The organism is Prescottella defluvii, from assembly GCF_000738775.1.
Lineage (GTDB): Bacteria > Actinomycetota > Actinomycetes > Mycobacteriales > Mycobacteriaceae > Prescottella > Prescottella defluvii.
Window position 1 is genome coordinate 35883 of record NZ_JPOC01000045.1, and the last position, 24679, is coordinate 60561.

The 24679-nt window shown below is 68.1% G+C and carries 29 protein-coding genes; 21 read left to right on the plus strand and 8 right to left on the minus strand.

Annotated features, from left to right (window positions below; all coding sequences use genetic code 11):
• Window positions 1-59 precede the first annotated feature (59 nt).
• From folE to IJ15_RS0116645, 12 genes are all read left to right on the plus strand, one after another.
• Window positions 60-677, plus strand: coding sequence for a GTP cyclohydrolase I FolE (gene folE / locus IJ15_RS0116590; RefSeq protein ID WP_031939465.1), 618 nt, complete (start codon window positions 60-62; stop codon window positions 675-677).
• Between the two features lie 32 nt (window positions 678-709).
• A complete protein-coding gene (gene folP / locus IJ15_RS0116595; RefSeq protein ID WP_081880775.1) occupies window positions 710-1558 on the plus strand; it encodes a dihydropteroate synthase in 849 nt (282 codons plus the stop codon).
• A complete protein-coding gene (gene folB, locus IJ15_RS0116600) occupies window positions 1551-1952 on the plus strand; it encodes a dihydroneopterin aldolase (RefSeq protein WP_031939467.1) in 402 nt (133 codons plus the stop codon). The genes folP and folB overlap by 8 nt, the downstream gene beginning before the upstream one ends.
• The gene (folK, locus tag IJ15_RS0116605; RefSeq protein WP_031939468.1) at window positions 1949-2455 is read left to right on the plus strand and encodes a 2-amino-4-hydroxy-6-hydroxymethyldihydropteridine diphosphokinase; all 507 of its coding nucleotides are present in this window, start codon (window positions 1949-1951) and stop codon (window positions 2453-2455) included. Before folB ends, folK begins: the two co-directional genes overlap by 4 nt.
• Before the next feature lie 5 nt (window positions 2456-2460).
• Window positions 2461-2928 (plus strand): DUF3180 domain-containing protein, encoded by a 468-nt coding sequence (locus tag IJ15_RS0116610; protein WP_031939469.1) that lies wholly within the window; start codon window positions 2461-2463, stop codon window positions 2926-2928.
• 104 nt (window positions 2929-3032) lie between these two features.
• Window positions 3033-3980, plus strand: coding sequence for a DUF6779 domain-containing protein (locus IJ15_RS0116615; protein ID WP_051919026.1), 948 nt, complete (start codon window positions 3033-3035; stop codon window positions 3978-3980).
• 146 nt (window positions 3981-4126) lie between these two features.
• Window positions 4127-5053, plus strand: a complete 927-nt coding sequence (locus IJ15_RS0116620) for a Rossmann-like and DUF2520 domain-containing protein (RefSeq protein WP_031939471.1) — start codon at window positions 4127-4129, stop codon at window positions 5051-5053.
• Complete coding sequence (panC, locus tag IJ15_RS0116625; protein ID WP_031939472.1) at window positions 5050-6000, plus strand: pantoate--beta-alanine ligase; 951 nt, start codon at window positions 5050-5052, stop codon at window positions 5998-6000. Before IJ15_RS0116620 ends, panC begins: the two co-directional genes overlap by 4 nt.
• 16 nt (window positions 6001-6016) lie before the next feature.
• The gene (panD, locus tag IJ15_RS0116630; RefSeq protein ID WP_031939473.1) at window positions 6017-6439 is read left to right on the plus strand and encodes an aspartate 1-decarboxylase; all 423 of its coding nucleotides are present in this window, start codon (window positions 6017-6019) and stop codon (window positions 6437-6439) included.
• Between the two features lie 3 nt (window positions 6440-6442).
• Window positions 6443-7255: a type III pantothenate kinase gene (locus IJ15_RS0116635; RefSeq protein WP_031939474.1), complete on the plus strand. Its 813-nt coding sequence runs from the start codon at window positions 6443-6445 to the stop codon at window positions 7253-7255.
• A 163-nt stretch (window positions 7256-7418) separates the two neighbouring features.
• The gene (locus IJ15_RS0116640) at window positions 7419-7994 is read left to right on the plus strand and encodes a cysteine dioxygenase (protein WP_081880776.1); all 576 of its coding nucleotides are present in this window, start codon (window positions 7419-7421) and stop codon (window positions 7992-7994) included.
• Window positions 7991-8413, plus strand: coding sequence for a rhodanese-like domain-containing protein (locus IJ15_RS0116645; protein ID WP_031939476.1), 423 nt, complete (start codon window positions 7991-7993; stop codon window positions 8411-8413). The genes IJ15_RS0116640 and IJ15_RS0116645 overlap by 4 nt, the downstream gene beginning before the upstream one ends.
• A gap of 31 nt (window positions 8414-8444) precedes the next feature.
• On the opposite strand, the gene IJ15_RS0116650 is transcribed toward IJ15_RS0116645, so the two are convergent.
• Entirely contained in the window at window positions 8445-9401 is a 957-nt protein-coding gene (locus IJ15_RS0116650) for an AraC family transcriptional regulator (protein WP_031939477.1), read from the minus strand.
• A 443-nt stretch (window positions 9402-9844) separates the two neighbouring features.
• Here IJ15_RS0116650 and IJ15_RS27080 point away from each other — a divergent pair, with 443 nt between their 5' ends.
• From IJ15_RS27080 to IJ15_RS0116685, 7 genes are all read left to right on the plus strand, one after another.
• The gene (locus IJ15_RS27080) at window positions 9845-10315 is read left to right on the plus strand and encodes a Rossmann-fold NAD(P)-binding domain-containing protein (protein WP_407984091.1); all 471 of its coding nucleotides are present in this window, start codon (window positions 9845-9847) and stop codon (window positions 10313-10315) included.
• Complete coding sequence (locus IJ15_RS0116660; RefSeq protein ID WP_031939479.1) at window positions 10312-10815, plus strand: anthrone oxygenase family protein; 504 nt, start codon at window positions 10312-10314, stop codon at window positions 10813-10815. Before IJ15_RS27080 ends, IJ15_RS0116660 begins: the two co-directional genes overlap by 4 nt.
• An 11-nt stretch (window positions 10816-10826) precedes the next feature.
• Window positions 10827-12338, plus strand: a complete 1512-nt coding sequence (lysS, locus tag IJ15_RS0116665) for a lysine--tRNA ligase (RefSeq protein WP_031939480.1) — start codon at window positions 10827-10829, stop codon at window positions 12336-12338.
• Window positions 12339-12467: 129 nt separating this feature from the next.
• On the plus strand, window positions 12468-12821 hold the full coding sequence (locus IJ15_RS0116670) for a histone-like nucleoid-structuring protein Lsr2 (protein ID WP_031939481.1): 354 nt from the start codon (window positions 12468-12470) through the stop codon (window positions 12819-12821).
• 329 nt (window positions 12822-13150) lie between these two features.
• Entirely contained in the window at window positions 13151-15028 is a 1878-nt protein-coding gene (locus tag IJ15_RS0116675) for a hypothetical protein (RefSeq protein WP_031939482.1), read from the plus strand.
• Entirely contained in the window at window positions 15025-16275 is a 1251-nt protein-coding gene (locus IJ15_RS0116680; RefSeq protein WP_081880782.1) for an acyltransferase family protein, read from the plus strand. Before IJ15_RS0116675 ends, IJ15_RS0116680 begins: the two co-directional genes overlap by 4 nt.
• A 132-nt stretch (window positions 16276-16407) precedes the next feature.
• Window positions 16408-18957, plus strand: a complete 2550-nt coding sequence (locus tag IJ15_RS0116685) for an ATP-dependent Clp protease ATP-binding subunit (RefSeq protein WP_031939484.1) — start codon at window positions 16408-16410, stop codon at window positions 18955-18957.
• Between the two features lie 69 nt (window positions 18958-19026).
• Here the strand turns inward: IJ15_RS0116685 and IJ15_RS0116690 are convergent, their stop codons facing one another.
• Window positions 19027-19608 (minus strand): nucleoside/nucleotide kinase family protein, encoded by a 582-nt coding sequence (locus IJ15_RS0116690; RefSeq protein ID WP_231569563.1) that lies wholly within the window; start codon window positions 19606-19608, stop codon window positions 19027-19029.
• A 90-nt stretch (window positions 19609-19698) separates the two neighbouring features.
• On the opposite strand from IJ15_RS0116690, the gene IJ15_RS0116695 reads away from it, so the two are divergent.
• Window positions 19699-21300 (plus strand): MFS transporter, encoded by a 1602-nt coding sequence (locus IJ15_RS0116695; protein ID WP_031939486.1) that lies wholly within the window; start codon window positions 19699-19701, stop codon window positions 21298-21300.
• 77 nt (window positions 21301-21377) lie between these two features.
• The gene (locus IJ15_RS0116700; RefSeq protein WP_031939487.1) at window positions 21378-21812 is read left to right on the plus strand and encodes an OsmC family protein; all 435 of its coding nucleotides are present in this window, start codon (window positions 21378-21380) and stop codon (window positions 21810-21812) included.
• 3 nt (window positions 21813-21815) lie between these two features.
• On the opposite strand, the gene IJ15_RS0116705 is transcribed toward IJ15_RS0116700, so the two are convergent.
• The 6 genes from IJ15_RS0116705 to IJ15_RS0116730 form a co-directional block, all read right to left on the minus strand.
• A complete protein-coding gene (locus IJ15_RS0116705) occupies window positions 21816-22148 on the minus strand; it encodes an SH3-like domain-containing protein (RefSeq protein ID WP_031939488.1) in 333 nt (110 codons plus the stop codon).
• Entirely contained in the window at window positions 22145-22870 is a 726-nt protein-coding gene (scnC, locus tag IJ15_RS0116710; protein ID WP_031939489.1) for a thiocyanate hydrolase subunit gamma, read from the minus strand. Before scnC ends, IJ15_RS0116705 begins: the two co-directional genes overlap by 4 nt.
• The gene (locus IJ15_RS26985) at window positions 22867-23175 is read right to left on the minus strand and encodes an SH3-like domain-containing protein (protein WP_031939490.1); all 309 of its coding nucleotides are present in this window, start codon (window positions 23173-23175) and stop codon (window positions 22867-22869) included. The genes scnC and IJ15_RS26985 overlap by 4 nt, the downstream gene beginning before the upstream one ends.
• The gene (locus IJ15_RS26990; protein ID WP_031939491.1) at window positions 23175-23606 is read right to left on the minus strand and encodes an SH3-like domain-containing protein; all 432 of its coding nucleotides are present in this window, start codon (window positions 23604-23606) and stop codon (window positions 23175-23177) included. Before IJ15_RS26990 ends, IJ15_RS26985 begins: the two co-directional genes overlap by 1 nt.
• Before the next feature lie 65 nt (window positions 23607-23671).
• Entirely contained in the window at window positions 23672-24490 is an 819-nt protein-coding gene (locus tag IJ15_RS0116725) for a CbtA family protein (protein ID WP_031939492.1), read from the minus strand.
• Window positions 24481-24675: a CbtB domain-containing protein gene (locus tag IJ15_RS0116730; RefSeq protein ID WP_031939493.1), complete on the minus strand. Its 195-nt coding sequence runs from the start codon at window positions 24673-24675 to the stop codon at window positions 24481-24483. Before IJ15_RS0116730 ends, IJ15_RS0116725 begins: the two co-directional genes overlap by 10 nt.
• Window positions 24676-24679: the final 4 nt, after the last annotated feature.

Genomic DNA, 24679 nt, shown 5'->3' on the forward strand with positions numbered 1-24679 from the left:
TCACCCCCGTTATCAGGGTGGGCCAGGGCATTCAGCCCCGATACTGGAGGTGCGGTCGGTTGTCGGTGAACCAGCTGGGAAGTGAGCCGGTCGCGCTCATGACGGGTAGGCCTTTCGATCAGGCACGGGCCGAGGCCGCGGTTCGTGAACTGTTGATCGCGGTCGGTGAGGATCCCGACCGCCCGGGACTGCTCGACACTCCGGCGCGTGTCGCACGCGCCTACCGTGAGGTGTTCGCAGGCCTCTACACCGAGCCGGACGACGTGCTGAACACGACGTTCGACGAGGGACATCAGGAACTCGTGCTGGTGCGCGACATCCCCATGTACTCCACCTGTGAGCACCACCTGGTCTCGTTCCACGGCGTCGCGCATGTCGGCTACATCCCCGGCCCGACCGGTCGGGTGACGGGACTGTCGAAGCTGGCGCGGGTCGTCGATCTCTACGCGAAGCGTCCGCAGGTGCAGGAGCGGCTCACGAGCCAGATCGCCGACGCGTTGATGCGCAAACTCGATCCCCGCGGTGCGATCGTCGTCGTCGAGGCCGAGCACCTGTGCATGGCGATGCGCGGCATCCGTAAGCCCGGTGCGAGCACCACGACGTCAGCGGTGCGGGGGCTGTTCCAGTCGAACTCCGCCTCCCGTGCCGAGGCTCTGGATCTGATCCTGCGCAAGTGATCGTCTTACCGAACCCGGGCCGCCCCGTCGTGATGGGCGTCCTCAACGTGACCGCCGATTCGTTCTCCGACGGGGGCCGATTCCTCGACCGGGATGCCGCGGTCGCGCACGGCGTGCGTCTGCGCGATCTGGGTGTCGACATCGTGGACGTCGGAGGTGAGTCCACCCGGCCGGGGGCTGCCCGCGTCGACCCCGCGGTCGAGGCGGCCCGGGTCGCGCCGGTGATCGCCGAGCTGGTGGCCGAGGGCATCACCGTCAGCGTCGACACGATGCGGGCGTCGGTGGCGCAGGCGGCTGTCGAGGCCGGAGTCACCATCGTCAACGACGTGTCGGGTGGACGCGCGGACGCGGACATGGCCCGGGTGGTCGCCGATGCGGGCGTGCCCTGGATCCTGATGCACTGGCGTCCCACCGGCGATTTCGTCCACGCCGGCGGGTCGACGCACTACGACGACGTGGTCCGGGACGTCCGCGACGAGCTGCTGGTCCAGGTGGACGCGGCTGTCGCGGCCGGGGTGGATCCGAAGTCGATCGCGCTGGATCCGGGCCTCGGTTTCGTCAAGGATCAGCACCACAACTGGCAGTTGCTCAATCGGCTCCCGGAATTGGTGGAGCTCGGTTTCCCGGTCCTGATCGGGGCGTCCCGCAAGCGTTTCCTCGGGTCGCTGCTCGCGGACCCGGACGGTGCCGTGCGGCCGCCGGCCGGTCGCGAGGTGGCGACGGCGGTGGTGTCCGCCCTCGCGGTGACTCACGGCGCGTGGGGCGTGCGGGTGCACGATGCGCAGGCCTCGCTCGACGCGATCGCGGTCGCGGAGGCGTGGGCGAGGGGTTCCGAGAACCCGAGTTCCATCGGTGACGTGCCAGGAGGTGGCGGTGAGTGACGGCAGCGGTGTCGCGGGCGATCGCATCGAGTTGCGGGGGCTGAAGGTCCGCGGCAACCACGGGGTGTTCGATCACGAGAAGCGGGACGGTCAGGACTTCTTCGTCGATGTGACGTTGTGGATGGATCTGGCGCCGGCGGCGGCGTCGGACGATCTGAACGACACCTTCGACTACGGCGACCTCGCGCAGCGTGCCGCGACTATCGTCGCCGGTCCCGCGCGGGACCTGATCGAGACGGTGGCCGCGGAGATCGCGGACGACGTGATGCACGATCCGCGGGTCCGGCGCGTGGAGGTGGTGCTGCACAAGCCGTCCGCGCCGATCCCGCTGACATTCGCGGACGTCGCGGTGGTCGCGAGCCGAACGCGCGCAGGTTCCGAGGGCTCCCGGTGAGTCGGGCGGTCCTGTCGATCGGCTCCAACGTCGGGGACAGCCTCGGTCACCTGCAGGGCGTCGTCGACGGTCTCCGTGAGTGGATCGTCGCGGTCTCGCCGGTCTACGCGACCGCCCCGTGGGGCGGTGTCGAACAACAGGACTTCCTGAACGCGACGGTGATCGTCGACGATCCCGGGACGGACTGCCGGGGCTGGCTGCGACGCGGACAGCGCCTCGAGGCCGACGCCGATCGGGTTCGGGAGCAGCGGTGGGGACCGCGCACGTTGGACGTCGACGTCGTCACGTGCGACGGGATCCGCAGCGACGATCCCGAGCTGACTCTTCCGCATCCCCGCGCACACGAACGGGCCTTCGTGTTGGTGCCCTGGCTGGACGTGGACCGGGAGGCGACGCTCGACGTGGGTGGCGGCGCCGTCCGGGTCGACGATCTGGTCGCGGGCCTCGACGCGGCCGAAAGAGACGGAGTTCGCCGGACGGCACTGCGACTGGAACTACGGTAGCCGTGATGAAGCCGACCCGGATCTGGGACCTGTTGTCGCTGACACTGCTGGCCGCGGTCGCGACCTGGTTGCTGGTGCGTGTCTCGTACGGCTCGCTGCCGCCGATTCCCGTCTACGCGGGGGCGTCGCTGTACCCGGTGGCGCTCATCGAGGCGGTGATGGCGTTCGTGATCCGCTCCCGGGTCCGCGGGCACGCGATCGGTCCGGGTCCGCGGCAGCTGCACCCGATCACCGCGGCCCGAGCGGCGGCGTTGGCGAAGGCGTCGGCGCTGGTCGGGGCGGCGAGCGCCGGTGTGTGGGCAGGTTTCCTGGTGTTCCTGTGGCCGCAGCGTTCGCAGTTGCGGGCGGCGGTGTCGGACAGTCCCGGCGCCATCGTCGGGCTGGTTGCGGCGGTCTTGCTGGTGGGGGCCGCGCTGTGGCTCGAGCACTGCTGCCGGACACCGGACGACTCATCGGACGAACCCGCGCACTGATTGCACGATCGGGTAATCGGGCAAACAAGTAATCGGGCAAACGGGATCTGTGCCGCGAAGTGTCCGGGCGGAGGTTCCCGCGGAGTGCGGCTACCCTGATCTGCATGACGGTTCCGGGTCGCGCCAAGTCAGTACGCCGCAACCGGCGCAGTGCGAGCCAGATGATCATTGCCGGTCTCGTTGTGCTCGCCGTCGCCGCTTCTTTGTTCATGATCTTCAGCGAAAGCGTCCAGCTGCTGCGGGTCGGTCTGGTGATCGCGCTGTGGGCTGCGACGCTCGGCGCCATCGCCATGACGAAGTACCGGCGCGAATCAGCCCTCGACAAGGCGAAGGTCCGCGACCTGCAGAAGGTGTACGAGCTGCAGCTGGAGCGGGAGATCGGCGCGCGCCGCGAGTACGAGCTGGGTGTCGAGGCCCGTGTCCGCGGGGAACTGGGGGCCGAGGCCGAGAACATCGCGGCGCTACGCGAAGAGCTGGCCGCGCTGCGCAAGAATCTCGAGGTCCTGTTCGAGGGACGGCTGCCCGAGGAGCGGACGGCCCTGCGTGCGGAGTCGACGCGGGTCCAGGAACTGGCGGGTGGCCGTCGGCCCGCGGCACCGGGCCCGTTCCGGCCGGCCACGCCGCCGCCGGTACGGAACACCGCCCCGCGACCGGTGCAGGCGCAGAGCGGGCCGTCGTTCGCATCGCCGTACGACGACCCGGTGACCGCTGAGACGTCGGTGGTTCCGGAACCGATCGACGTCGAGGTCGACGTGGTCGCCGAGCCGCAGGCGGCGCCGGTGTCCCGCGTCGAGCCGGTCGCGGATCCGGCCGCCGAACCAGCCGAAGCAGCCGAGGCAGCCGAGGCAGTCGAGGCGGGCACCGAAACCGTCGAGGAAGCCGAGGCGAGCGAGTCGCCCGCACCGTCGCGGCGGTCGCGGCGCCGGGCCGAGGACGCCACCGACGTCGGGGGTGCGCACTCCAACGGGCTGTCGGTCGCCGAGATCATGGCGAACATGAAGTCGGCGGATTCGGGTGGTGCCGAGCCGCGCCGTCGTCGCCGCGCCGAGTGATCCGTCGAGGTCCCGGCCCTGCTCAGCGTGAAGTGAGCTGTAGATCACGTCACTAGCCCGTGGCGGCGTGTCTCCGCGCGGGGCTATTCTCTCCGCAGAACGTCTGGTACCCGCCGAGCGGGACTGGAACGAACGAGAGGACGAGTGTGACCTCTTTCGGGATCACCAATGGGCCTGCGCCTGCACGATTGACGGTAGGAATCGTCTCGGCGGGCCGGGTCGGAACTGCCGTAGGCGCCGCGCTCGAGCGGGTCGGCCATCTCGTCGTCGCATGTTCTGCGGTGTCCGACGCTTCCGTTCTCCGTGCCGAGACCCGGCTTCCCGATACCGAGATCCTGCCGGTCGCCGACGTCGCGGCCCGGGTCGAACTGCTGATTCTCGCGGTTCCCGACGACGAACTCGCGGGTCTGGTCAACGGATTGGCCGCCACCGAGGTGGTGCGCCCCGGCACGATCGTCGTGCACACGTCCGGTGCCAACGGCATCGGGATCCTGGCGCCGCTCACCGCGCAGGGCGTCATCCCGCTCGCGATCCATCCGGCGATGACCTTCACCGGCCACGCCGAGGACACCGCGCGCCTGTCGGACGCCTGCTTCGGCATCACGGCGGCCGACGACATCGGCTACGCGATCGGCCAGTCCCTCGTGCTGGAGATCGGTGGCGAGCCGGTGCGGGTCCGGGAGGCCGTCCGCCCGCTCTATCACGCGGCCCTCGCGCACGGCAGCAATCACCTGGTGACGCTCGTCGTCGATGCGGTCGAGGCGCTGCGGGTGGCCCTCGAAGGCCAGGAACTGATGGGCCAGGAACTCGTCGGTGACGACCCCAACGGGTTGCCTGAGCGGGTGCTGCAACCGTTGCTGTCGGCGGCGCTGGACAACGCGCTGCGGCGGGGGCAGTCGGCGTTGACCGGCCCCGTCGCCCGCGGGGACGCCGCAGCCGTCGCGAAGCACCTCGAGGTTCTCGAGGATGTGGATCCGGACCTGGCCGCCGGATACCGGGCCCTGTCGCTGCGGACTGCGCAGCGCACGGGTGCCAAGCCCGAACTGATGGATGTACTCGAGGATCGAGGATGAGCACTGTGACCGAAGCTTCTGCGCTGCAGGGCGGATACAAGCGCGGCGAACTGACCGTGCACCACGACCCCGCGATCGTGACGCGGGTGTCGAAGGCGCTGCGGGGTGTCGGCCGTCAGGTCGCGCTCGTCCCGACGATGGGCGCCCTGCACTCGGGTCACATCGAGCTGGTCCGCCAGGCGAAGCTGACCGGTGCGGTGGTGATCGTGTCGATCTTCGTCAATCCGCTGCAGTTCGGCGCGAACGAGGATCTGGACGCCTACCCGCGCACCCTCGACGCGGATCTGGAGTTGCTGCGCGCGGAGGGCGTCGAGCTGGTCTTCGCGCCCAACGCGTCGGCGATGTACCCGGACGGCCCGCGGACCACGGTGCTTCCCGGTCCGCTCGGCGCCGAACTCGAGGGCGCGAGCCGTCCGACGCACTTCGCCGGCATGCTCACCGTCGTCGCGAAGCTGCTGCAGATCGCGGCACCCAACGCGGCGTACTTCGGCGAGAAGGATTACCAGCAGCTGACGCTGATCCGGCAGATGGTGCGCGACCTCAACTTCGACGTCCGGATCGTCGGTGTGCCGACCGTCCGCGAGCAGGACGGCCTGGCGCTGTCCTCCCGCAATCGCTATCTCGATGCCGAGCAGCGTGAACTGGCGACCGTGCTGTCGGCGGCGCTCGTCGCGGGCGCCCACGCGGCCGCCGGCGGTGCGGACGGGATCCTGGCCGTCGCGCGCGACGTGCTCGCGTCCGCCCCGGGTGTCGAGGTGGACTACCTCGAGGTGCGCGGCGTGGATCTCGGGCCGGCGCCGGAGCGGGGTGACGGCAGACTGCTCGTCGCCGCGCGCATCGGTGCCACCCGGCTGATCGACAACGTCGGTGTCGCGGTGGGGACCGGGTTCCTCGAGCGCGACCCCCAGCCGGGCGATCCGGCCACAGACGACCTCCTCTCCCACTGAAACCGAAGGGCCGAAGATGCTGCGCACCATGATGAAGTCGAAGATCCACCGGGCCACGGTCACGCACGCGGACCTGCACTACGTGGGTTCGGTGACCGTCGATCAGGAGCTGATGGAGGCGGCCGATCTGCTCGAGGGTGAGCAGGTCACGATCGTCGACATCGACAACGGCGCCCGCCTCGAGACGTACGTCATCACCGGTGAGCGTGGTTCCGGTGTCATCGGGATCAACGGTGCCGCAGCGCATCTGGTGAATCCTGGTGACCTGGTGATCCTCATCGCGTACGGCGTGATGAACGAGCAGGAGATTCGCGAGTACGCGCCGCGCGTGGTGTTCGTGGATGGCGACAACAAGCCGGTGGAGCTCGGTACGGATCCGGCGCACGCGCCCGAGGGTTCCGGACTGATCACCCCGCGGATGCTCTCCAGCCTGGTGTAGACGGTGCTCCTCACCGTCGACGTCCGGAACACCAACATCGTTCTCGGTCTGTTCACCGGTAGCGGCTCGCACTCGAAGCTGGTGCGGGACTGGCGGATGCGCACCGATCCGCGGTTGACGGCCGACGAGTTGGCGCTCAAGATCCGGGGGCTGCTCGGCGCCGCCGCCGAGCAGGTCACCGGGGTGTCCGCGCTCTCGACCGTGCCGTCGGTGTTGCGCGAGATCCGGGTGATGCTGGGCCGGTACTGGGATCACGTTCCCCATGTCGTGGTGGAGCCCGGTGTCCGGACCGGTGTGCCGCTGCTGGTCGACAATCCCAAGGAAGTGGGCGCCGACCGCATCGTCAACAGTCTTGCGGCGCATCACTTCTACGACGGTGCGTGCATCATCGTCGACTTCGGTACGTCGACGTGTGTCGACGTCGTCTCCGCGAAGGGGGAGTTCCTCGGCGGGGCGATCGCGCCGGGGCTCGAGATCTCCACGGACGCACTCGCTTCCCAGTCGGCTGCACTCCGCAAGGTGGAATTGTTGCGGCCCCGATCGGTGGTCGGCAAGAACACGGTCGAGTGCATGCAGTCGGGTGCGGTGTTCGGATTCGCCGGCCTGGTCGACGGCCTGGTCAGTCGCGTGCGTCGTGAACTCGCCGCGTTCGGCGGCCCCGACGTCGCGGTGATCGCGACGGGGGACAGCGCGCCGCTGATCATGCCGGAATGCGAGACGGTGGAGCATCACGAGCCGGAGTTGACGCTCGAGGGGCTCCGGCTGGTGTACGAGCGCAATCTCGCGCGCCGGAGTGCGCGCCGCACCGAGGTCTGAGCGCCCGGAGTTACCGGCGTCACTGCATGTTCGGGGTTCGGTGGGCTTCCGTCGTTGCTGATGTTGTGTCACACTGTTCGACGTGTCCCGTTGCATGAGTGCCCAGGAGTGTTGTCGAGGCTGAACGCTGCCTTGACCAATTTCACTTCCTGGAGCTCTTCTCATGCTTTCTGCATATTCTTTTGACGTCTTCACGTCCGCTTCCGACCGTGGTGCCCGCCACCTCCGTTCCGCGCTGCCCTCCCGGCTGCGTCCCGCGGACCTGCTGCGCATCACCGATCAGGGTGCCGCCGACGTCCTCGAGGGCCGCCACGACCACCTCCTGCCGGGCGCATTTCCGACGCGCGAGCGGTGGTCGGCCCGGCTCCACGCCGACGACGACGTCGACGTCTGGTTGATCAGCTGGGTTCCCGGCAGATCCACCGAATTACATGACCACGCAGGTTCTTTCGGGGCACTGACGGTTCTGAGCGGAAGCCTCGCGGAGTACCGCTGGACCGGTGGCGAGTTGCGCCGCCGCACCCTGGAGGCCGGCGACCAGGCGTCGTTCCCGCTGGGATGGGTGCACGACGTGATGCGCGCTCCGGTCCCGGCCGCTGCCACCACCGAACCCACGCTGAGCGTGCACGCGTACTCGCCGCCGCTCGCCGCCATGTCCTACTACGAGGTCACCGATCGCGGGGCGTTGCGCCGCACCCGCACCGAGCTGACCGATCTGCCCGAAGGGGGCTCCAAGTGACCATCGACCAGATGCTCGTCGACGCTCGTTCGCAGATCGACCGCATGTACGTCTTCGAACTGACCGAGGCCTATCGGCGCGGTGCGATCTTCGTGGACATCCGCCCGCAGGCGCAGCGTGCGCTCGAGGGCACGCTGCCCGGTGCGCTGGCGATCGAGCGCAACGTCCTCGAATGGCGGCTCGACCCCACCAGCAGTGCGCACCTGGCGCTCGCGGTGGACCACGACGTCGAATGGGTGATCGTGTGCTCCGAGGGCTACACCTCCAGCCTGGCGGCGGCGTCGTTGCGGCAACTGGGGCTGCACAGGGCCACCGACCTGGTGGGCGGCTACAAGGCGATCAAGTCGGCCGGTCTGCTCGGCGCACTGATGGGGGAGCGTCACTGCGCCCGCGAACTCGCGACGGTCTCCGCGCACTGACGATCCCCCCGTCGCCGGATGTCGCCTACGTTCAGTTGGACTGAACGCGTGTGACATTCGTCCGGCGGCGGAACTCCCGGGGACTCACCCCGTGGTGTCTGGTGAACGCGGCGGTGAGTGCGAACGGACTGGAGTAGCCCACCTCGGTGGCGATCGCCGACACCGTCCGTTCGGGGTCCGACAGCAGATCGGCGGCGACGGACAGTCGCCATTCGCTGAGATAGCCGGCCGGCCCGATTCCCATGCGCTCCGAGAACCTTCGTGCGAAAGCGGCACGGGAACAGTTGCATTCGCGGGCCAGGCTCTCGACGGTCCACGGCCGTTCCGGTTGATTGTGGATCAGCTTCAGGGCATTCCCGAGGACCGGGTCGTCGTAGGCTGCGATCCAGTTCGGTGACCGTGACGGGTGCTGGGCCGACCATTCCCGCAGTGATGCGATCAGGACGAGATCCAGTAGCCGATCGAGGAGGGCGTCCTGGCCGGGTCTGTCCAGCGTGATCTGTTGCGCCAGAAGGGCAATCATCGGTTCGGTGGCGGAGCTGCGGGGTACCACCGCGATCGGGGTGAGGCTGTCGAGCAGTTGCCGGCTGAGGACGCTGTCGAATCGGTAGGTGCCGGTCAGCATCGCGGTCGATCCTCCGGACGCGTTGCCCCATGTCCGGACGCCGAGGTCGGTCATGTTCAGGGCGGGTGCTCCGGCGGTGGCGTGGCAGTTCTGGCTCTCGTCGATGAGCACGTGTGGCGGTGTGTCCGGCCGGTCGGCGACCGTGTACGGATCGGGTCCACGAAGGAGCGCGATGTCGCCGGCCTCGAGGTTCTCGCTCTGGCCGGTGTCCGAGACGACGACTGCGGACCCGCGCACCAGCACCAGCACGGTGACGGGTGCGTGGTCCTCGATGCGCAGTGACCACGGGGGATCGAGCAGCGAGCGCAGAAGGAACGCGCCCTCCGCCCTCGATCCGGCGAGCATCATCGACAGCGCGTCCATGACCCGACGCTAGACGCTGGCGTATGTTTCTGCGACTTTCGACTATGGATCGTATCGGCTGCTCGGGTTCGAATGGGTACATGACCTCGACAAGTGAGATTCAGACGGCGGTAGTGATCGGTGGTACCGGTAAGACCGGTGCACGCGTTGGACGGGGGTTGACGGCGAAGGGGGTGCGCACCCGCATCGCGTCGAGGACCTCAGAGACGGTTTTCGACTGGAACGATCGCGCGACGTGGGGGCCGGCCCTGTCCGGTGTCGACGCCGCGTACGTGACGTATGCGCCGGATCTGGCTGTTCCGGAATCGAGTACGCACATTGCGGAGTTCGCGGATCTCGCGCTGGCCGAAGGCGTTCGTAGGGTCGTGCTCCTGTCCGGGCGGGGCGAACCGGCAGCGCAGAAGGCCGAGGAGTCCCTGTCCGGCAGCGGACTGGAATGGGCAGTGGTGCGCGCCAGTTGGTTCGCTCAGAATTTCAGTGAGGGCTATCTGCTCGAACCGATTCACGCGGGGCACCTGGCGCTTCCGGTCGGTGACGTGGGTGAACCCTTCATCGACCTCGACGACCTTTCCGAGGTGGCAGTCGCCGCTCTGACCCGTCCCGATCTTCTCGGTCGAGTCCTCGAGGTGACGGGTCCACGGTCGCTGCCCTTCGCAGAGGCGGTCGCCGCGATCTCGGCGGCGTCGGGCCGCGCCGTATCGTTCGAAACAATCGGACCGGAGCAGTTTTCCGAAGGCATGGCAGCGGACGGTGTCCCCGGTGAGGTGATCGACCTTCTCTCCTATCTGTTCTCCGAAGTGCTCGACGGCCGGAATCGATTCGTCACCGGCATTGTCGAAGAGGTGCTGGAAAGGCCTGCCCGCGACTTCACGGTCTTTGCGGCCGCGGCCGCGCGAACGGGGGTGTGGTCGTGAAGGGCTCCGAGATAGTTCTGCAGTCGGTCGTCGGGGTGACTGCGTTCGGCGCGCTCGTCGCGGGTGGCGCATTGTTCGCATTCTCTGCCGTGGTGATGCCCGCCCTGCGTTCGGTGGATGCGCACACCGCCATCTCGTCGATGCAGGCGATCAATGTCGAGGCGCCGCGCAGCGCTCTGATGCTGCCACTGGTCGGGTCGGCCGTCACCGCGGTCGTCGCCGGTATCTGGGCTTCCGTGGCGCGAATCGACGGCTGGGTCGTGACGGTTCTCGGCTGTGCCGGTGTGCTCGCGGCGTTCGCGGTCACCGTGATCTATCACGTTCCACGCAACGACGCGTTCGCGTCCGTCGACGTGGCCGATGCGGCCGCCTGGCACGGTTATCGAACCGGATGGTCACTCTGGAATCACGTGCGGGCCGGCCTCTACTGCGTGGCCGCCACAGTGCTCGCGGTCGCTGCCGTGCTACCGGCGACACGCTCGGCAGGCGGCGCCCTATAGTCTTGTATCCCGTGAGTGAAGCACCTGCCCAGCCAGTAGACGACACCCCCGAGCAGCTCCGGATCCGCCGCGAGAAGCGGGAGCGTCTGCTCGCTCAGGGGCAGGAGCCGTACCCGGTGTCGGTTCCGCGCACCCATTCCCTCGCGGAGGTGCGTGCGAAGTACCCCGATCTGGAGCCCGACGTGAGCACCGGTGACCAGGTCGGCGTCGTCGGCCGCGTCATCTTCGTCCGGAACACCGGCAAGCTGTGCTTCGCGACGCTGCAGGAGGGTGACGGCACGCAGTTGCAGGCGATGCTGAGCCTCGCGAACGTCGGCGAGGACGCCCTGGCGGCGTGGAAGTCCGACGTCGACCTCGGTGACTTCGTGTTCGTGCAGGGCGAGGTCATCAGTTCCCGGCGCGGTGAGCTCAGTGTCATGGCCGACTCGTGGCAGATGGCGGCCAAGTCGCTGCGTCCGTTGCCGGTCGCGCACAAGGAGATGAGCGAGGAGTCCCGCGTACGTCAGCGTTACGCGGATCTGATCGTGCGCCCCGAGGCTCGGGAGAACGCGCGCAAGCGTGTCGCCGTCGTCCGGGAGCTGCGCAGTTCGCTCGAGCGTCGCGGCTTCCTCGAGGTGGAGACGCCGATGCTGCAGACGCTGCACGGTGGCGCCGCGGCCCGTCCGTTCGTGACGCACTCCAATGCGCTCGACATCGATCTGTACCTGCGTATCGCGCCCGAGCTGTTCCTCAAGCGTTGCGTGGTCGGCGGTATCGAGAAGGTCTTCGAGATCAACCGCAACTTCCGCAATGAGGGCGTCGACTCGACGCATTCTCCGGAGTTCGCGATGCTCGAGACGTACGAGGCGTACGGCACCTACGACGATTCCGCGAAGATGATCCGCGAGCTCGTCCAGGAGGTGGCACAGGCGGCTTTCGGTACGCAGGTGGTCACGCTCGCCGACGGTACCGAGTACGACCTCAGCGGCGAGTGGAAGACGCTCGAGATGTATCCGTCGCTGTCCGAGGCGATCGGTGTCCAGGTCACCCCGGACACCACGGTCGAGGAGCTGCTGGCGCTGGCCGCCCGGGTGGGCCTCGAGGTTCCGAAGGACAAGGGCTACGGCCACGGCAAGCTCGTCGAGGAACTGTGGGAACACCAGTGCGGTGACCAGTTGTTCGAGCCGACGTTCGTCCGGAACTTCCCCGTCGAGACGTCGCCGCTGACCCGACAGCACCGCAGCCTGCCGGGTGTCACGGAGAAGTGGGATCTGTACATCCGCGGATTCGAACTCGCCACCGGGTATTCGGAGTTGGTCGATCCGGTCGTTCAGCGTGAGCGTTTCGTCGATCAGGCGCGTCTGGCGTCGGCCGGCGACGACGAGGCGATGGTTCTCGACGAGGAGTTCCTGGCGGCGATGGAGCAGGGTATGCCGCCGACCACCGGAACGGGTATGGGAATCGACCGTCTGCTGATGGCGCTCACCGGATTGGGAATCCGTGAAACCATCTTGTTCCCAATTGTCCGACCGAGCGTGCGCTGACCGGGAGTTTTATTTCGCACCTATTGCCGAGTCATCGCTTTTGGTGATTCAGGGGTACGATTGCATTCTGTTACCGGCTGGACGCATCGCGTCCGAGCAACGTCGTGTCATTCGGAAGGAATTCACCCCATGGCAAAGAAGGTCACTGTAACTCTCATCGACGACGTGGATCAGGACGCCACCGCCGATGAAACGGTCGAGTTCGGCCTGGATGGGGTTCAGTACGAGATCGATCTGTCCTCGGAGAATGCCGCGAAGCTTCGTGAGCAGTTGGATGTGTGGGTTTCGCATGCCCGCAAGGCGACGGCCCGTCGTCGTGGCGGCAAGGTGACCTCCGGTGGCGGTGCGTCCTCGTCGCGTGTTGCGGTGGACCGCGAGCAGAGCGCGGCGATTCGCGAATGGGCACGCCGGAACGGATATCCGGTGTCCTCCCGTGGGCGTATCTCGGCGGAAATCACCGAAGCGTACAACAAGGCGCACTGATAACAACCGGACTTCGCTGCCGACGATTCGTCTGTGTGCGAAGATGAACTTCCGGTGTCCACGATGTGCGGCTGAGTCGATTGATTACCGGCGCAGCGCTTTCGATATTGGACAAACCGGGTGGATCCACCCGGAGCACGAACGGTTCGTCGCGTAAAACCGTCCGATACTCGTCCTAATCCGGTTGTGCCTGTACACGGCACGGGGGGAACCGGCAGGATAATTGGGCCGCGTATGCGCCGCACCTCGGCGGATCCTCAGACTCGCATTAATTTGCTTGAGTAAGGTTCCGCTCCGGCGATAGGGCCGGCGGGAAGGAGTGTGTGCGCGTGCGAGTGGTTCCGGACGCTGGGCAGGGCGGGGTGGTCGACTCGCCGACACCGGCACGGAATCGCTGGTGGGTGCTCGATTCACGACGCGTCCTCGCCGTCGCCGCCATGCTGATCGCTCTGCAGATGGTGGTGCGGGGCATCGTTGCCTTCTCCGGCGACTTCTACTGGGACGACCTGATCCTCATCAGCCGCTCGGGGCAGTACCCGGCGCTCTCGGGTGAGTTCCTGTTCTACGACCACGACGGTCATTTCATGCCGGCCGCGTTCCTGGCGGCCTGGTTCGCGACCACGGCGGCACCGCTGAACTGGGCGGTTCCCGCGGTGATGTTGTTGGTGCTGCAACTGCTGGCCTCGCTCGCGGTCCTCCGTCTCCTGCGGTTGCTGCTGGGCCCGCGCCCGATTCTGCTGCTGCCCCTGACGTTCTACCTGTTCTCCCCGCTGACGCTGCCGTCCTTCGCCTGGTGGGCCGCGGGGCTCAATTCACTGCCGATGCAGATCGCCCTCGCCTGGGTGGCGGGCGACGCGATCCGGTTCTGCCGTACCGGGCGGGTCCGGTTCGCAGTGTCCGGGACCGTGGTGACCGCGCTGTCGCTGGCGTTCTTCGAGAAGTCGGTGCTGGTGCCGATCGTCGCGTTCGTGACCGTCGCGCTGCTGCTGCGGTCGGACGGGATCGAACGTCCACTCAGGTCGACGTGGCACCGGGGCCGGGCGCTGTGGATTCCCCTGATCGCAGTCACCGCGCTGTGGGCGACGGCGTACCTGTCCTTCACCGAGTCGCGGCTCGTCGTGCCGAGCGCGACGCAGACCGTCGGCCTCACGCACCACGCGACGTCGTTGGGTCTGGTGCCGACGCTGCTCGGAGGGCCGTGGGGGTGGGACCGGTGGCCGCCGAGCCCGCCGTGGGCGACGCCGCCGGCCGTTCTGGTCGTGCTCGGGTGGGCCGTGGTGCTGTCGGCGCTGGTCTGGTCGCTGCGGTGCCTGAAGCGCACCGGAGCGGTGTGGCTGGCGCTGGTCGCGTACGTCGCGGCGTCGGAGGCGGCGATGGTGCTGACCCGATCCGGACCCGGTACCGCCTACGAGCTGGCGCAGACACTCCGATATGTCGCCGACAGCGCGGTCGTCATCGCGATTGCCTGGGCGTTGATCGCCCGTGCGCCGCGTCGCGAGGACACCGTTCCGTGGACGCCGGCAGTCCTCCGGAGGCCCGAGCGACGGGCCGCCGTCGCGGTGGCGCTGACCGCCGCATTCGTCGGGAGCAGCCTGTGGTCGACGGTCACGTTCGTCGAGCGGTGGCGGGACAATCCCACCGTCGACTACCTCGCGAACGCGCGCGCCTCGCTGGCCGCGAACCAGGGTTCGCCGTTGCTGGATCAGCCGGTGTCCATCTGGGTGCTACTCCCGGTCGCGTACCCGCACAACACGACCAGCCACATCTTCGCGCCACTGGACGAGCGTCCGGAGTTCGGCCGTTCCACCAACTACCTGCAGCTTCTCGACGACACCGGTCGGCTGATCCCCGGTGCCGTCACGTCGATCCGCAACATCGGGCAGGGGCCGTCCGCGGGCTGCGGTTACCGCGTCGAGAGCGGTGCGACCGACATCCCGCTCGACGGTCCGCTGATCGACTGGGAGTGGACCGTCCAGCTCAACTACTTCGCGAGCGCCGACGGGACGATCGAGGTGGGGCTCAGCGGCAGCGACCCGGCCGGCGATCCGGTGACCGTCCCCGTCCAGGCCGGGTTGAACCAGGTGTTCGTGCGGCTCTTCGGCCCCGGGACCGCGGTCCGCGTGCAACCGGTGACACCCGGGCTGGCGCTGTGCGTCGGCGCCGGTCCGGTCGGTGCCGTCGTCCCGGCCGCCGGATCCGGCTCGTGAGAGCGGACGGACACGAAGACGCCGGGTACCAGCCGTCGCTCACCGGCCTGCGCGCGGTCGCGGCGCTGCTGGTGGTCGGCGCGCACGCCGCGTTCTGGACCGGCCGCTATACGAACGATCTGGCGGGCGGAGCCCTCTCGCGGCTCGAGATCGGCGTCGCCGTGTTCTTCGCACTGTCAGGATTTCTGCTGTTCCGTCCGTGGCTGCGGGCGGCGGCCGGACGGCAGGAGCTGCCGTCGGCTCGCACCTACCTGCGGAACCGGGCTCGGCGGATCCTGCCGGCCTACTGGATCGCCGTCGTCGCGACCTACGTGATCTACCTGTTCCGGGAACCGGGCGAGTCGGGCCTCGGCTGGTCGGGCTTCGTGCGGAACATGACGCTCACCCAGATCTACGGGGCCGGGCACCTGCACACCGGGCTCACCCAGATGTGGAGTCTGGCGGTGGAGGTCACGTTCTATCTGCTGCTGCCGGTGCTCGGGTGGTTCCTCGTCGTGGTCGTCTGCCGCCGCTCGTGGCATCCGGTCCGGCTCACGATCGCCCTGCTCGTGGTCGTCGCGATCACGCCGGTGTGGACGCTGATCACGCACAACACGGACATCACGTTCACCGCGAGGCTGTGGCTGCCGGGATTCGTGGCGTGGTTCGCGGGCGGCATGCTGCTGGCCGTCGCGTCGGTGACCGTGCGGCGGTGCAACCCGTACGCGATGGGCCTGCTGGCGCTGTACTTCCTGCTGCTGGCGTGCACGCCGCTGGCGGGGGAGGCGACGATCGTCCCGGCGGACGCCGGCGAGGCCGTCACCAAGTCGCTGCTCTACCTGCTGTTCGTGGTGTCGCTGATGGCGCCGCTGGTGATCGGGGATCGTCCCGGACCGCTCGGCAGGCTGTGCGCGTCGCGTCCGATGGTGTGGCTGGGGGAGGTCTCCTACGAGCTGTTCCTCGTGCACCTGGTGGTGATGGAGTTCGTGATGGAGATGCTCGGGTACCGCACCTTCCAGGGCTCGACGGTGGGTGTCTTCATCGTCACCGTCGCCTTCTCGGTCCCGGTCGCGTGGGCGCTGCATCGGTCGCTGGAACGACTCCTGGCCGCCGTTTGCCCGCCCCGGACACCGGTTGCGGAAGTGTTCGCTTCAGGCGTACAGCCGACGGGAAACGATTCCGCCACCTGCGGCGTTGAAGAGTTCGAGCAGGTCGGCTCCGCACGTTTGACGGGTGGAGGAGCGGCGGGTGGAAACCCGGCCCACTAGAGTATGAGGTGGGGTCGTGGAACCTTCGTCGGTTCCGGAGGCCGTCAGCCTGTTGTGCCGGAGCGAAACGCGGCGGGAAGGTACGAGACATCAGGTCTCGGAGCTGACCGCCGGAGAGTGTGAGGGAGAGCGATGTTCGAGAGGTTCACCGATCGCGCGCGGCGCGTTGTTGTCCTGGCGCAAGAAGAAGCCAGGATGCTCAACCACAACTACATCGGCACGGAACACATCCTGCTCGGCCTCATCCACGAGGGTGAGGGTGTGGCGGCGAAGTCGCTGGAGTCGTTGGGTATCTCCCTCGAAGGTGTCCGCAGCCAGGTCGAGGAGATCATCGGCCAGGGTCAGCAGGCCCCGTCCGGCCACATCCCCTTCACCCCGCGTGCCAAGAAGGTCCTCGAGCTCAGCCTGCGCGAGGCGCTGCAGCTCGGCCACAACTACATAGGCACCGAGCACATTCTCCTCGGTCTGATCCGCGAGGGCGAGGGCGTCGCCGCCCAGGTCCTCGTCAAGCTCGGCGCCGACCTCAACCGTGTCCGCCAGCAGGTGATCCAGCTGCTCTCGGGCTACCAGGGCAAGGAGCCGGCCGAGGCCGGCGGCAGCCGTGGCGAGGCGGGTACCCCGTCGACGTCGCTGGTCCTCGACCAGTTCGGCCGCAACCTCACGCAGGCCGCTCTCGAAGGCAAGCTCGACCCGGTCATCGGCCGCTCGAAGGAAATCGAGCGCGTCATGCAGGTCCTGAGCCGCCGCACCAAGAACAACCCTGTCCTCATCGGCGAGCCGGGTGTCGGCAAGACCGCCGTGGTCGAGGGCCTCGCGCAGGCCATCGTCAACGGTGAGGTCCCCGAGACCCTCAAGGACAAGCAGCTCTACACGCTGGACCTGGGCTCCCTGGTGGCCGGCAGCCGTTACCGCGGTGACTTCGAGGAACGCCTCAAGAAGGTCCTCAAGGAGATCAACACCCGCGGCGACATCATCCTGTTCATCGACGAGCTGCACACGCTTGTCGGTGCCGGCGCGGCCGAGGGCGCCATCGACGCGGCCTCGATCCTCAAGCCGAAGCTGGCCCGCGGTGAGCTGCAGACCATCGGCGCCACCACCCTCGACGAGTACCGCAAGTACATCGAGAAGGATGCCGCGCTCGAGCGCCGCTTCCAGCCGGTGCAGGTCGGCGAGCCGACGGTCGAGCACACCATCGAGATCCTCAAGGGTCTGCGCGACCGCTACGAGGCGCACCACCGCGTCTCGATCACCGACAGCGCTCTGGTCGCGGCGGCCACCCTCGCCGACCGCTACATCAACGACCGCTTCCTGCCGGACAAGGCAATCGACCTCATCGACGAGGCGGGCGCCCGAATGCGCATCCGTCGGATGACCGCGCCGCCGGACCTGCGCGAGTTCGACGACCGGATCGCCGACGCCCGTCGCGAGAAGGAGTCCGCGATCGACGCGCAGGACTTCGAGAAGGCCGCGAACCTGCGCGACAAGGAGAAGACCCTCGTCGCACAGCGTGCCGAGCGCGAGAAGCAGTGGCGTTCCGGTGACCTGGATGTCATCGCCGAGGTCGACGACGAGCAGATCGCCGAGGTGCTGGGCAACTGGACCGGCATCCCGGTCTTCAAGCTCACCGAGGAGGAGACCACCCGTCTGCTCCGCATGGAGGAGGAGCTGCACAAGCGGATCATCGGCCAGGAGGACGCCGTCAAGGCGGTCTCCAAGGCGATCCGCCGCACCCGCGCCGGCCTGAAGGATCCGAAGCGTCCGTCCGGCTCGTTCATCTTCGCCGGCCCGTCCGGTGTCGGTAAGACCGAGCTGTCCAAGGCGCTCGCGAACTTCCTGTTCGGCGACGACGACGCGCTCATCCAGATCGACATGGGCGAGTTCCACGACCGGTTCACCGCGTCGCGCCTGTTCGGTGCCCCTCCCGGCTACGTCGGCTACGAAGAGGGCGGCCAGCTCACCGAGAAGGTGCGCCGCAAGCCGTTCTCCGTGGTTCTGTTCGACGAGATCGAGAAGGCCCACCAGGAGATCTACAACACCCTCCTGCAGGTGCTCGAGGACGGCCGTCTCACCGACGGTCAGGGTCGTACGGTCGACTTCAAGAACACCGTGCTGATCTTCACCTCGAACCTCGGTACCTCCGACATCTCGAAGGCCGTCGGCCTCGGCTTCACGTCGGGAACCGGCACGGAGTCGAACTACGAGCGCATGAAGCTCAAGGTCCACGACGAGCTCAAGAAGCACTTCCGCCCCGAGTTCCTCAACCGCATCGACGACATCATCGTCTTCCACCAGCTGTCTCAGGACGAGATCATCCAGATGGTGGACCTGATGATCGGTCGCGTCGAGAAGCAGCTGAAGAACAAGGACATGGACATCGAGCTGACCGAGCAGGCCAAGTCGCTGCTCGCGAAGCGTGGTTTCGATCCGGTGCTGGGTGCGCGTCCGCTGCGTCGCACCATCCAGCGCGAGATCGAGGACCAGCTGTCGGAGAAGATCCTCTTCAACGAGCTGGGCGCGGGCCAGATCGTCCTGGTCGATGTCGAAGGCTGGGACGGCGAGGGTGCCGGCGAGAACGCGAAGTTCACGTTCCGTGGCGCACCGAAGCCGGTCACGGTTCCGGACTCGCTGCCCATCGACATGGCCAAGGCCGCCCCGGCAGAGGGCGATCACTCGGCCGAGTAGGTTTCACAGGCACACGACGGCGCCCCGCACGCAGCAGCGTGCGGGGCGCCGTCGTGTGTCAGGTCCGTGTCAGCTGGTCACCGTGAGGTGGGCGGCGCGCCGGGGCCGGTCCGGCCCGAACAGCGCCGCCTCCTGGCGGGCCCAGCGGTCCCAGTGCGGCCGGAACATGTCGCCGTCGCGCAGCAGGGCGCGTCGCATCCGTTCGTCCGGGGCGGCGTCGACGAACACCCGGACGGCGTAGTACCGGCGCGCGGTGGCGCAGGTCGATCCGGCGCCCTCGACGATCAGGTAGCGGTGGCGGCGGACCGTGTGCCACTGCGCGTAGGCGCCGCGATGCCAGTCGTAGCGCCGATACCGCGGCGTCCGGCCCCGCTCGGCGGGTGCGAGAACCCAGCGGACGAGGAGCGGCACCGACGCCGCCAACCCGTCCCAGCTGGGATACAGGTCGTCCATCCGGACGATCGGTGCGTCGCCGAGGGCCGCGGACACCCCGTCGGCCAGGGTCGATTTTCCGCCGCCCGCGGGGCCATCGATGCCGATCAGGATCGGTCCGCGTCCCCGCCGTCGCCGTCGGTGCGCGGCGCGGGCCAGCCCGACGGTCCGGGCGGCACTCTCGTCGAGGACCGGTCGGGTCCGATCGTCGATGGTCATGGTCAGCACGCTATGCCAGTTGCCGGGTTCGCCGTCGTCTCCTCGGCATTTCGGCGCACGCGATCGGCCACGATGGTGTGGACTGGCCGCATGACGTCCGCAACGGTCGGGATCCGCCCCGCCCGGGCCCCGTTCGTCCTGACGGCCCTGATCCTGGTCGCGGCCGTGGCGAACCTGAACCTGGCGGTGGCCAATGTCGCGCTGCCCGACATCGGTCGGGCCTTCGACGCGAGCCAGACGCAGCTGAACCTGATCGCGGTCGGCTACTCCGTCGGGCTCGCCGGTTCGGTGCTCTACCTCGGTGCTCTCGGTGACCGGTTCGGGCGCAAGATGATGTTGGTGCTCGGGATGCTGCTGTCGTTGCCCGCGTGCATCATCGCCGCCTACGCCCCGACGGTCGAGGTGCTGATCCTCGCGCGCCTGCTCGGTGGCGTCGCGGCGGGCATGGCCTTCCCGACCACTCTCGCGCTGATCACCGCGCTGTGGTCGGGGCCGGGCCGGACGAAGGCGATCGCGCTGTGGTCCGCGATCGGCGGCGGCCTGTCGTCCCTCGGCCCGCTCGTGTCCGGTGCCCTGTTGCAGTCGTTCGAGTGGGGTTCGGTGTTCCTGGTGACGGTGCCGCTGGCGCTGGTCGCGCTGGGCTTCGCGGTGGTGTTCGTGCCGAGCCACGTCAACGAGTCGACCGATCCGGTGGATCATCTCGGCGGGATCGTGTCGGTGATCCTGGTGGCGGCGCTGGTGCTGGGCATCAACTTCGCGCCCGTCGACGGGATGCGCACGACCGCGCTGTCGATGCTGCTGGTGGCCGCCGCGGCGGGTGTCGGGTTCGGAATCCGTCAGTTGCGGGCGAGGTACCCGTTGTTCGACCTGACGGTGGCTCGGCGGCGGATCTTCTGGGTGGCCGCGGTCGCCGGCATCGTCGTGTTCGGGACGCTGATGGGGACGATGTACATCGGGCAGCAGTTCATGCAGAACGTGCTCGGGTATTCCACGCTGGCAGCAGGTTCCGCCGGCCTGCCCGCAGCGGCGGTCATGGTGGTGGTGGCGCCGCAGTCGGCCAGGCTCGTCGAGTCGTACGGCGCGCGGTTCACGCTGCTGCTCGGGTACACGGCGATCGTGCTGGGGCTGCTGGTGGCGCTGCTGTTGTGGAAGGAGGACGCGCAGTACTGGAAGATCGCGCTCGGCTACATGTTCCTCGGTGCGGGCGTCGGGCTCGCGGGCACGCCGGCCTCGCATTCGCTGACCGGGTCGGTGCCGGTGTGGCGGGCGGGGATGGCGTCGGGCACCGCGGACCTGCAGCGCGACCTGGGTGGCGCGATCGTGCAGTCGGTGCTCGGGGCGCTGCTCACCGCCGGGTACTCGGCCTCGTTCGCCGCCGCGATCGCGTCCAGTCCGGACTCGGACGCCGTCAGCGACCAGACCGAGGCCGCACTGGAGAAGTCGTTCGCGGGGGCCGAGAACGTCGCGGAGCGGTACCCGCAGTACGCGGACACGATCACCGCTGCCGCCCGCGCGGCGTTCCTGGACGGCGACACCCGCGCGTACGGCGCGGCGATCGTGATCGTCCTGGTCGGCGCGGCACTGGTCTTCTTCGTCTTCCCGCGCCGTGACCGGGAACGGGAACTGCTCGAGCAGTATCGGGCCACCGATGACGCGGTCGCGCGGGCCGACGCTGCCGCCCGGCGATCCTGAGCGAATCGCGCGTGCCGGGCGCGGTGTCGGGGAACACTGGTGGTCGTCACCCGCACACTCCGACGGAAGGATTCCCAATGCCCACACGTACCGCACGCACCGCCTGGAACGGGACGCTCGAAAAGGGTTCGGGGCAGGTCGAACTCAGCAGTTCGGGGGTGGGTACCTTCGAGGTGTCGTTCCCGAAGCGGGCCGCCGACGACGCCGGGGGCACCACCAGTCCGGAGGAGTTGATCGCGGCGGCGCACTCGTCGTGCTACGCGATGCAGTTGTCCGCGCTGATCGGTGAGGCGGGCGGCGTCCCGCAGAGCCTCGACATTCGTGCCGACGTCTCCCTCGGTCCCGACGATCCGGGATTCAAGCTCACGGGAATCGCCCTCACCGTCCGCGGTGAGGTGGACGGCCTGGACGCGGCGGGGTTCGCCCGTGTCGCCCAGGCCGCCAAGGAGTCCTGCCCGGTGAGCAAGGCTCTCACCGGCGTCGCGATCACGCTGGACGCCGCGCTCGAGTAGCGGTCAGTCGAGTTCGAGCCTCGCCCTGATCCGGTCCATCCGCTCCCTCAGCTCGTCCTGTGTCACGATGCCGCGGTCGAGCAGTGTGTGCGCGGTGGTGATGGCGGACCGGGAGTGGACGGGGAACTCGCTGTAGACGGTCTCGCCCAGCTCGTCCTCGGTGTGCCGGCGTTCCAGGTTGTCCCAGGCGCCGCGCCAGGACAGGCATTCGACGGTGGCCTGCATCGCCGATTCCCACGGATCGGGTTTGCGGTCGGTGTCGGGCAGGGTGCCGTCCCGCGTGGCTCCGTCCTGCAGTGTGCCGAGGATGACCTCGTACCCCTGTGCGGTCGTCACCGGCCACCTCCCGAAGACGGCGCGGACGGCGCGGACGGCGCGGACGGCGCCTTGGATGCGTCCCAGTCGGCCGACGGCAGTGCCACGCCGATCATGGTGTCGCGGGTGACGATCTTCTCGAGCTGTTCCTCGGACCACCCCTCGGTGCCCTCGGGTTGCATCGGCATGACCATGAATCTCGACTTCTGATTCGAATCATGTACCCGCACTTCGACATCGGACGGGAAGTGCAGTCCGAACTCGGCGAGGACCTCACGCGGCCGGCGGACCATGCGGCGGCGATAGTTCGGGGTCCGGTACCAGTCCGGCGACATCCCCAGCACGGGCCGTGGGTAGCACGAGCACAGGGTGCACACGATCACGTTGTGCACCTGCGGGGTGTTCTCGAGGACGTAGAAGTAGGTGTAGTCGCTCGGGGTGCCGGTGCCCGTCGGATCGGTCCAGTCGATGCCGACTTCCTTGCTGGCCTCGGTGCCGTCCTCGAGCAGGCGCTTCTTGAACTCGGGGTCGGTCCAGGCCTTCGCGACCATCCGTGATCCGCCGGACGGGCCGATCGATTCGGCCCACTCGGAGAACCTGCGGTGGTCCTCGGTGGAGAACAGTCCCTTCTCGATCGCGAGTTCGCGCAGTGCGAGTTCGAGTACCTCGAACTCGCTGATCTCCTCGGAGATGCGGATGGGTGCGTGGGCATCCTTGCCGGAATGGTCGTGTGAGTCGCTCACTTCTCCTCCTGCCGGTCCTTGTCGGGAGCCCGGAGCCAGCCCTCCGCGCATTCGGTTTCGAGCGTGTCGATGTCGTATCCGGTGTAGCGGGGCCACAGGTCGGTCTGTTTGAACGAGACGACGTAGAACGGTTCCGTGCGGCCGGTCTCGAGCTTGTCGAACGCCTCGTCCTCCGGGATCACCCAGTCTGGCCGGTGGGCGACGACGACGCCCGTCTGGTTTCGCACGAATGCCTGTGTGCGCGTGTGGAAGATGCTGGTCTGATCCTTGACGACCACGCGGTCGCCGATCTTGAACTTCGGCATCACTTCCTCGCCTCCTGGAGACGTGCCCGCACCTCGTCGATCTTGTCCGAGAGTTCGTCGAGGGGGACGAGTCCCTTGTCGACCATCACCTTGGCGGCGACGGTGATCCATCGCGCGTAGTACGGGAGTCCGAAGTACTGGGTCTCGCCGAGGTCGACCTCGGCGCGGCGCCGCATCTCCGCGTTCCATGCGCCGCGCCATGCGAGGCACTCGCACGTGACGTACGTGTTCATCTCCCAGGCCTCTTCCTCCTTCTCGAGGTACTCGACCGGGAGGGCGGGTTGCCCGCCGACGTCGTGCAGGACGTGCCGCAGGATGTCGTACTGCGCGTTGGTGATCGAGTACGGCGAGTCCTGGGCGTCGTGGACTGCCGGGGTGATCTTCGCCAGACCGTCGGTGAGGGTCTGGAATTGTGCCTGATTGGTACTCATGGAGGTCTCCCGTCCATGTGGTTTCGGCGATTCCTGTTGTGTCCGAATCGTTGTCGAGTCCCCTCCTAGGGTCGCGTGGTGTCGGTCGGTGCGTGTTCCGGTGTGGCGGCGGGGGAGGCGGCGCCGCGTTGTGCCCGCTCGGTGAGGTATGCGAACGCCACACCCAGGCTCAGCCACAGGGTGGCCTGCGTCGCCAGCGAAGATATCCGGAACTGCCACAACAGCGTGGCGGGGAAGTCCTCGGCCACTTCGTTCACGGTCGGAAGGACGAGGTATCCGACGGTGACGATCGCGAGGAAGGTGACGATCGCCGCGGCGGTCCGTAATGTCCAGTAGCGTTGTGACGCAAGTTTCTTGGCGACGTAGACGGCGGCACCCACCGCGGCGAGCCCGAGCGCGAGCGCGGCGACCCACAGCAGTGTCCGTTCGTTCATGGTGTCCGGATCGCCGACCGCGGGTGGATTGGCCGGGTACTTGAAGAACGGGACGGCCTCGACGGCGAGCCAACCGGCTCCGGCCAAGCCGAGCGCGAGCAGTGGGCCGGACATCGCAGTGAACCGGCGTGCGTAGTGTGCGGCGACACCGAAGATCGCGCCGAACGCGACCCCTGCCAGGGATGTTGCGAGGATCAGGCCCGCTCGCTGCCCGTCCCGGGAGACCAGGGGTTCGTCGCTGTCGGAGTGCGAGTGCGGGGCGGCGGGCTCCCCGTCGTCGTGGGCGGCGGTCGCGTCGGCGCCCGCACCCGCTGACTCCTCGATCTCGATGGCGGCCGCGACGTGCGGTTCGCCGAGGGCGAATGCGACTGCGCCGGTGAGGAGTCCGGCGATCAGTCCGGCGAACAGGCCTCGTAGCACCAGGCTCTTCAGTGATCCTGTCAGTGGCACGGGAGCCCCAGGAGGTGCCGGCCGTCGTGCATCAGTTCGTGCATGTACATCCCGGTTCGGGAGATCGCGCCCTGGTCGAAGCCGACGAGATAGAGCGTCACGAGGGCGAGGAGCACCACGCCCACCGCAACGAGCGCGACGCCGACCGATTCGATTGCCCGATTGGGGCTGTGGGCGAGAGTCATGGTT

Bases quoted from the DNA above. Each gene is read 5' to 3' on its own strand.
- IJ15_RS26985 (WP_031939490.1), bottom strand. From the start codon at position 23,175: ATGCCGAAGTTCAAGATCGGCGACCGCGTGGTCGTCAAGGATCAGACC.
- IJ15_RS0116695 (WP_031939486.1), top strand. From the start codon at position 19,699: ATGACGTCCGCAACGGTCGGGATCCGCCCCGCCCGGGCCCCGTTCGTC.
- IJ15_RS0116615 (WP_051919026.1), top strand. From the start codon at position 3,033: ATGACGGTTCCGGGTCGCGCCAAGTCAGTACGCCGCAACCGGCGCAGT.
- panC (WP_031939472.1), top strand. From the start codon at position 5,050: ATGAGCACTGTGACCGAAGCTTCTGCGCTGCAGGGCGGATACAAGCGC.
- IJ15_RS0116670 (WP_031939481.1), top strand. From the start codon at position 12,468: ATGGCAAAGAAGGTCACTGTAACTCTCATCGACGACGTGGATCAGGAC.
- folP (WP_081880775.1), top strand. From the start codon at position 710: ATGGGCGTCCTCAACGTGACCGCCGATTCGTTCTCCGACGGGGGCCGA.
- IJ15_RS0116610 (WP_031939469.1), top strand. From the start codon at position 2,461: ATGAAGCCGACCCGGATCTGGGACCTGTTGTCGCTGACACTGCTGGCC.
- IJ15_RS0116730 (WP_031939493.1), bottom strand. From the start codon at position 24,675: ATGACTCTCGCCCACAGCCCCAATCGGGCAATCGAATCGGTCGGCGTC.
- IJ15_RS0116700 (WP_031939487.1), top strand. From the start codon at position 21,378: ATGCCCACACGTACCGCACGCACCGCCTGGAACGGGACGCTCGAAAAG.
- IJ15_RS0116640 (WP_081880776.1), top strand. From the start codon at position 7,419: ATGCTTTCTGCATATTCTTTTGACGTCTTCACGTCCGCTTCCGACCGT.
- IJ15_RS26990 (WP_031939491.1), bottom strand. From the start codon at position 23,606: ATGAGTACCAATCAGGCACAATTCCAGACCCTCACCGACGGTCTGGCG.
- IJ15_RS0116685 (WP_031939484.1), top strand. From the start codon at position 16,408: ATGTTCGAGAGGTTCACCGATCGCGCGCGGCGCGTTGTTGTCCTGGCG.
- IJ15_RS0116690 (WP_231569563.1), bottom strand. From the start codon at position 19,608: ATGACCATCGACGATCGGACCCGACCGGTCCTCGACGAGAGTGCCGCC.
- panD (WP_031939473.1), top strand. From the start codon at position 6,017: ATGCTGCGCACCATGATGAAGTCGAAGATCCACCGGGCCACGGTCACG.
- IJ15_RS0116650 (WP_031939477.1), bottom strand. From the start codon at position 9,401: ATGGACGCGCTGTCGATGATGCTCGCCGGATCGAGGGCGGAGGGCGCG.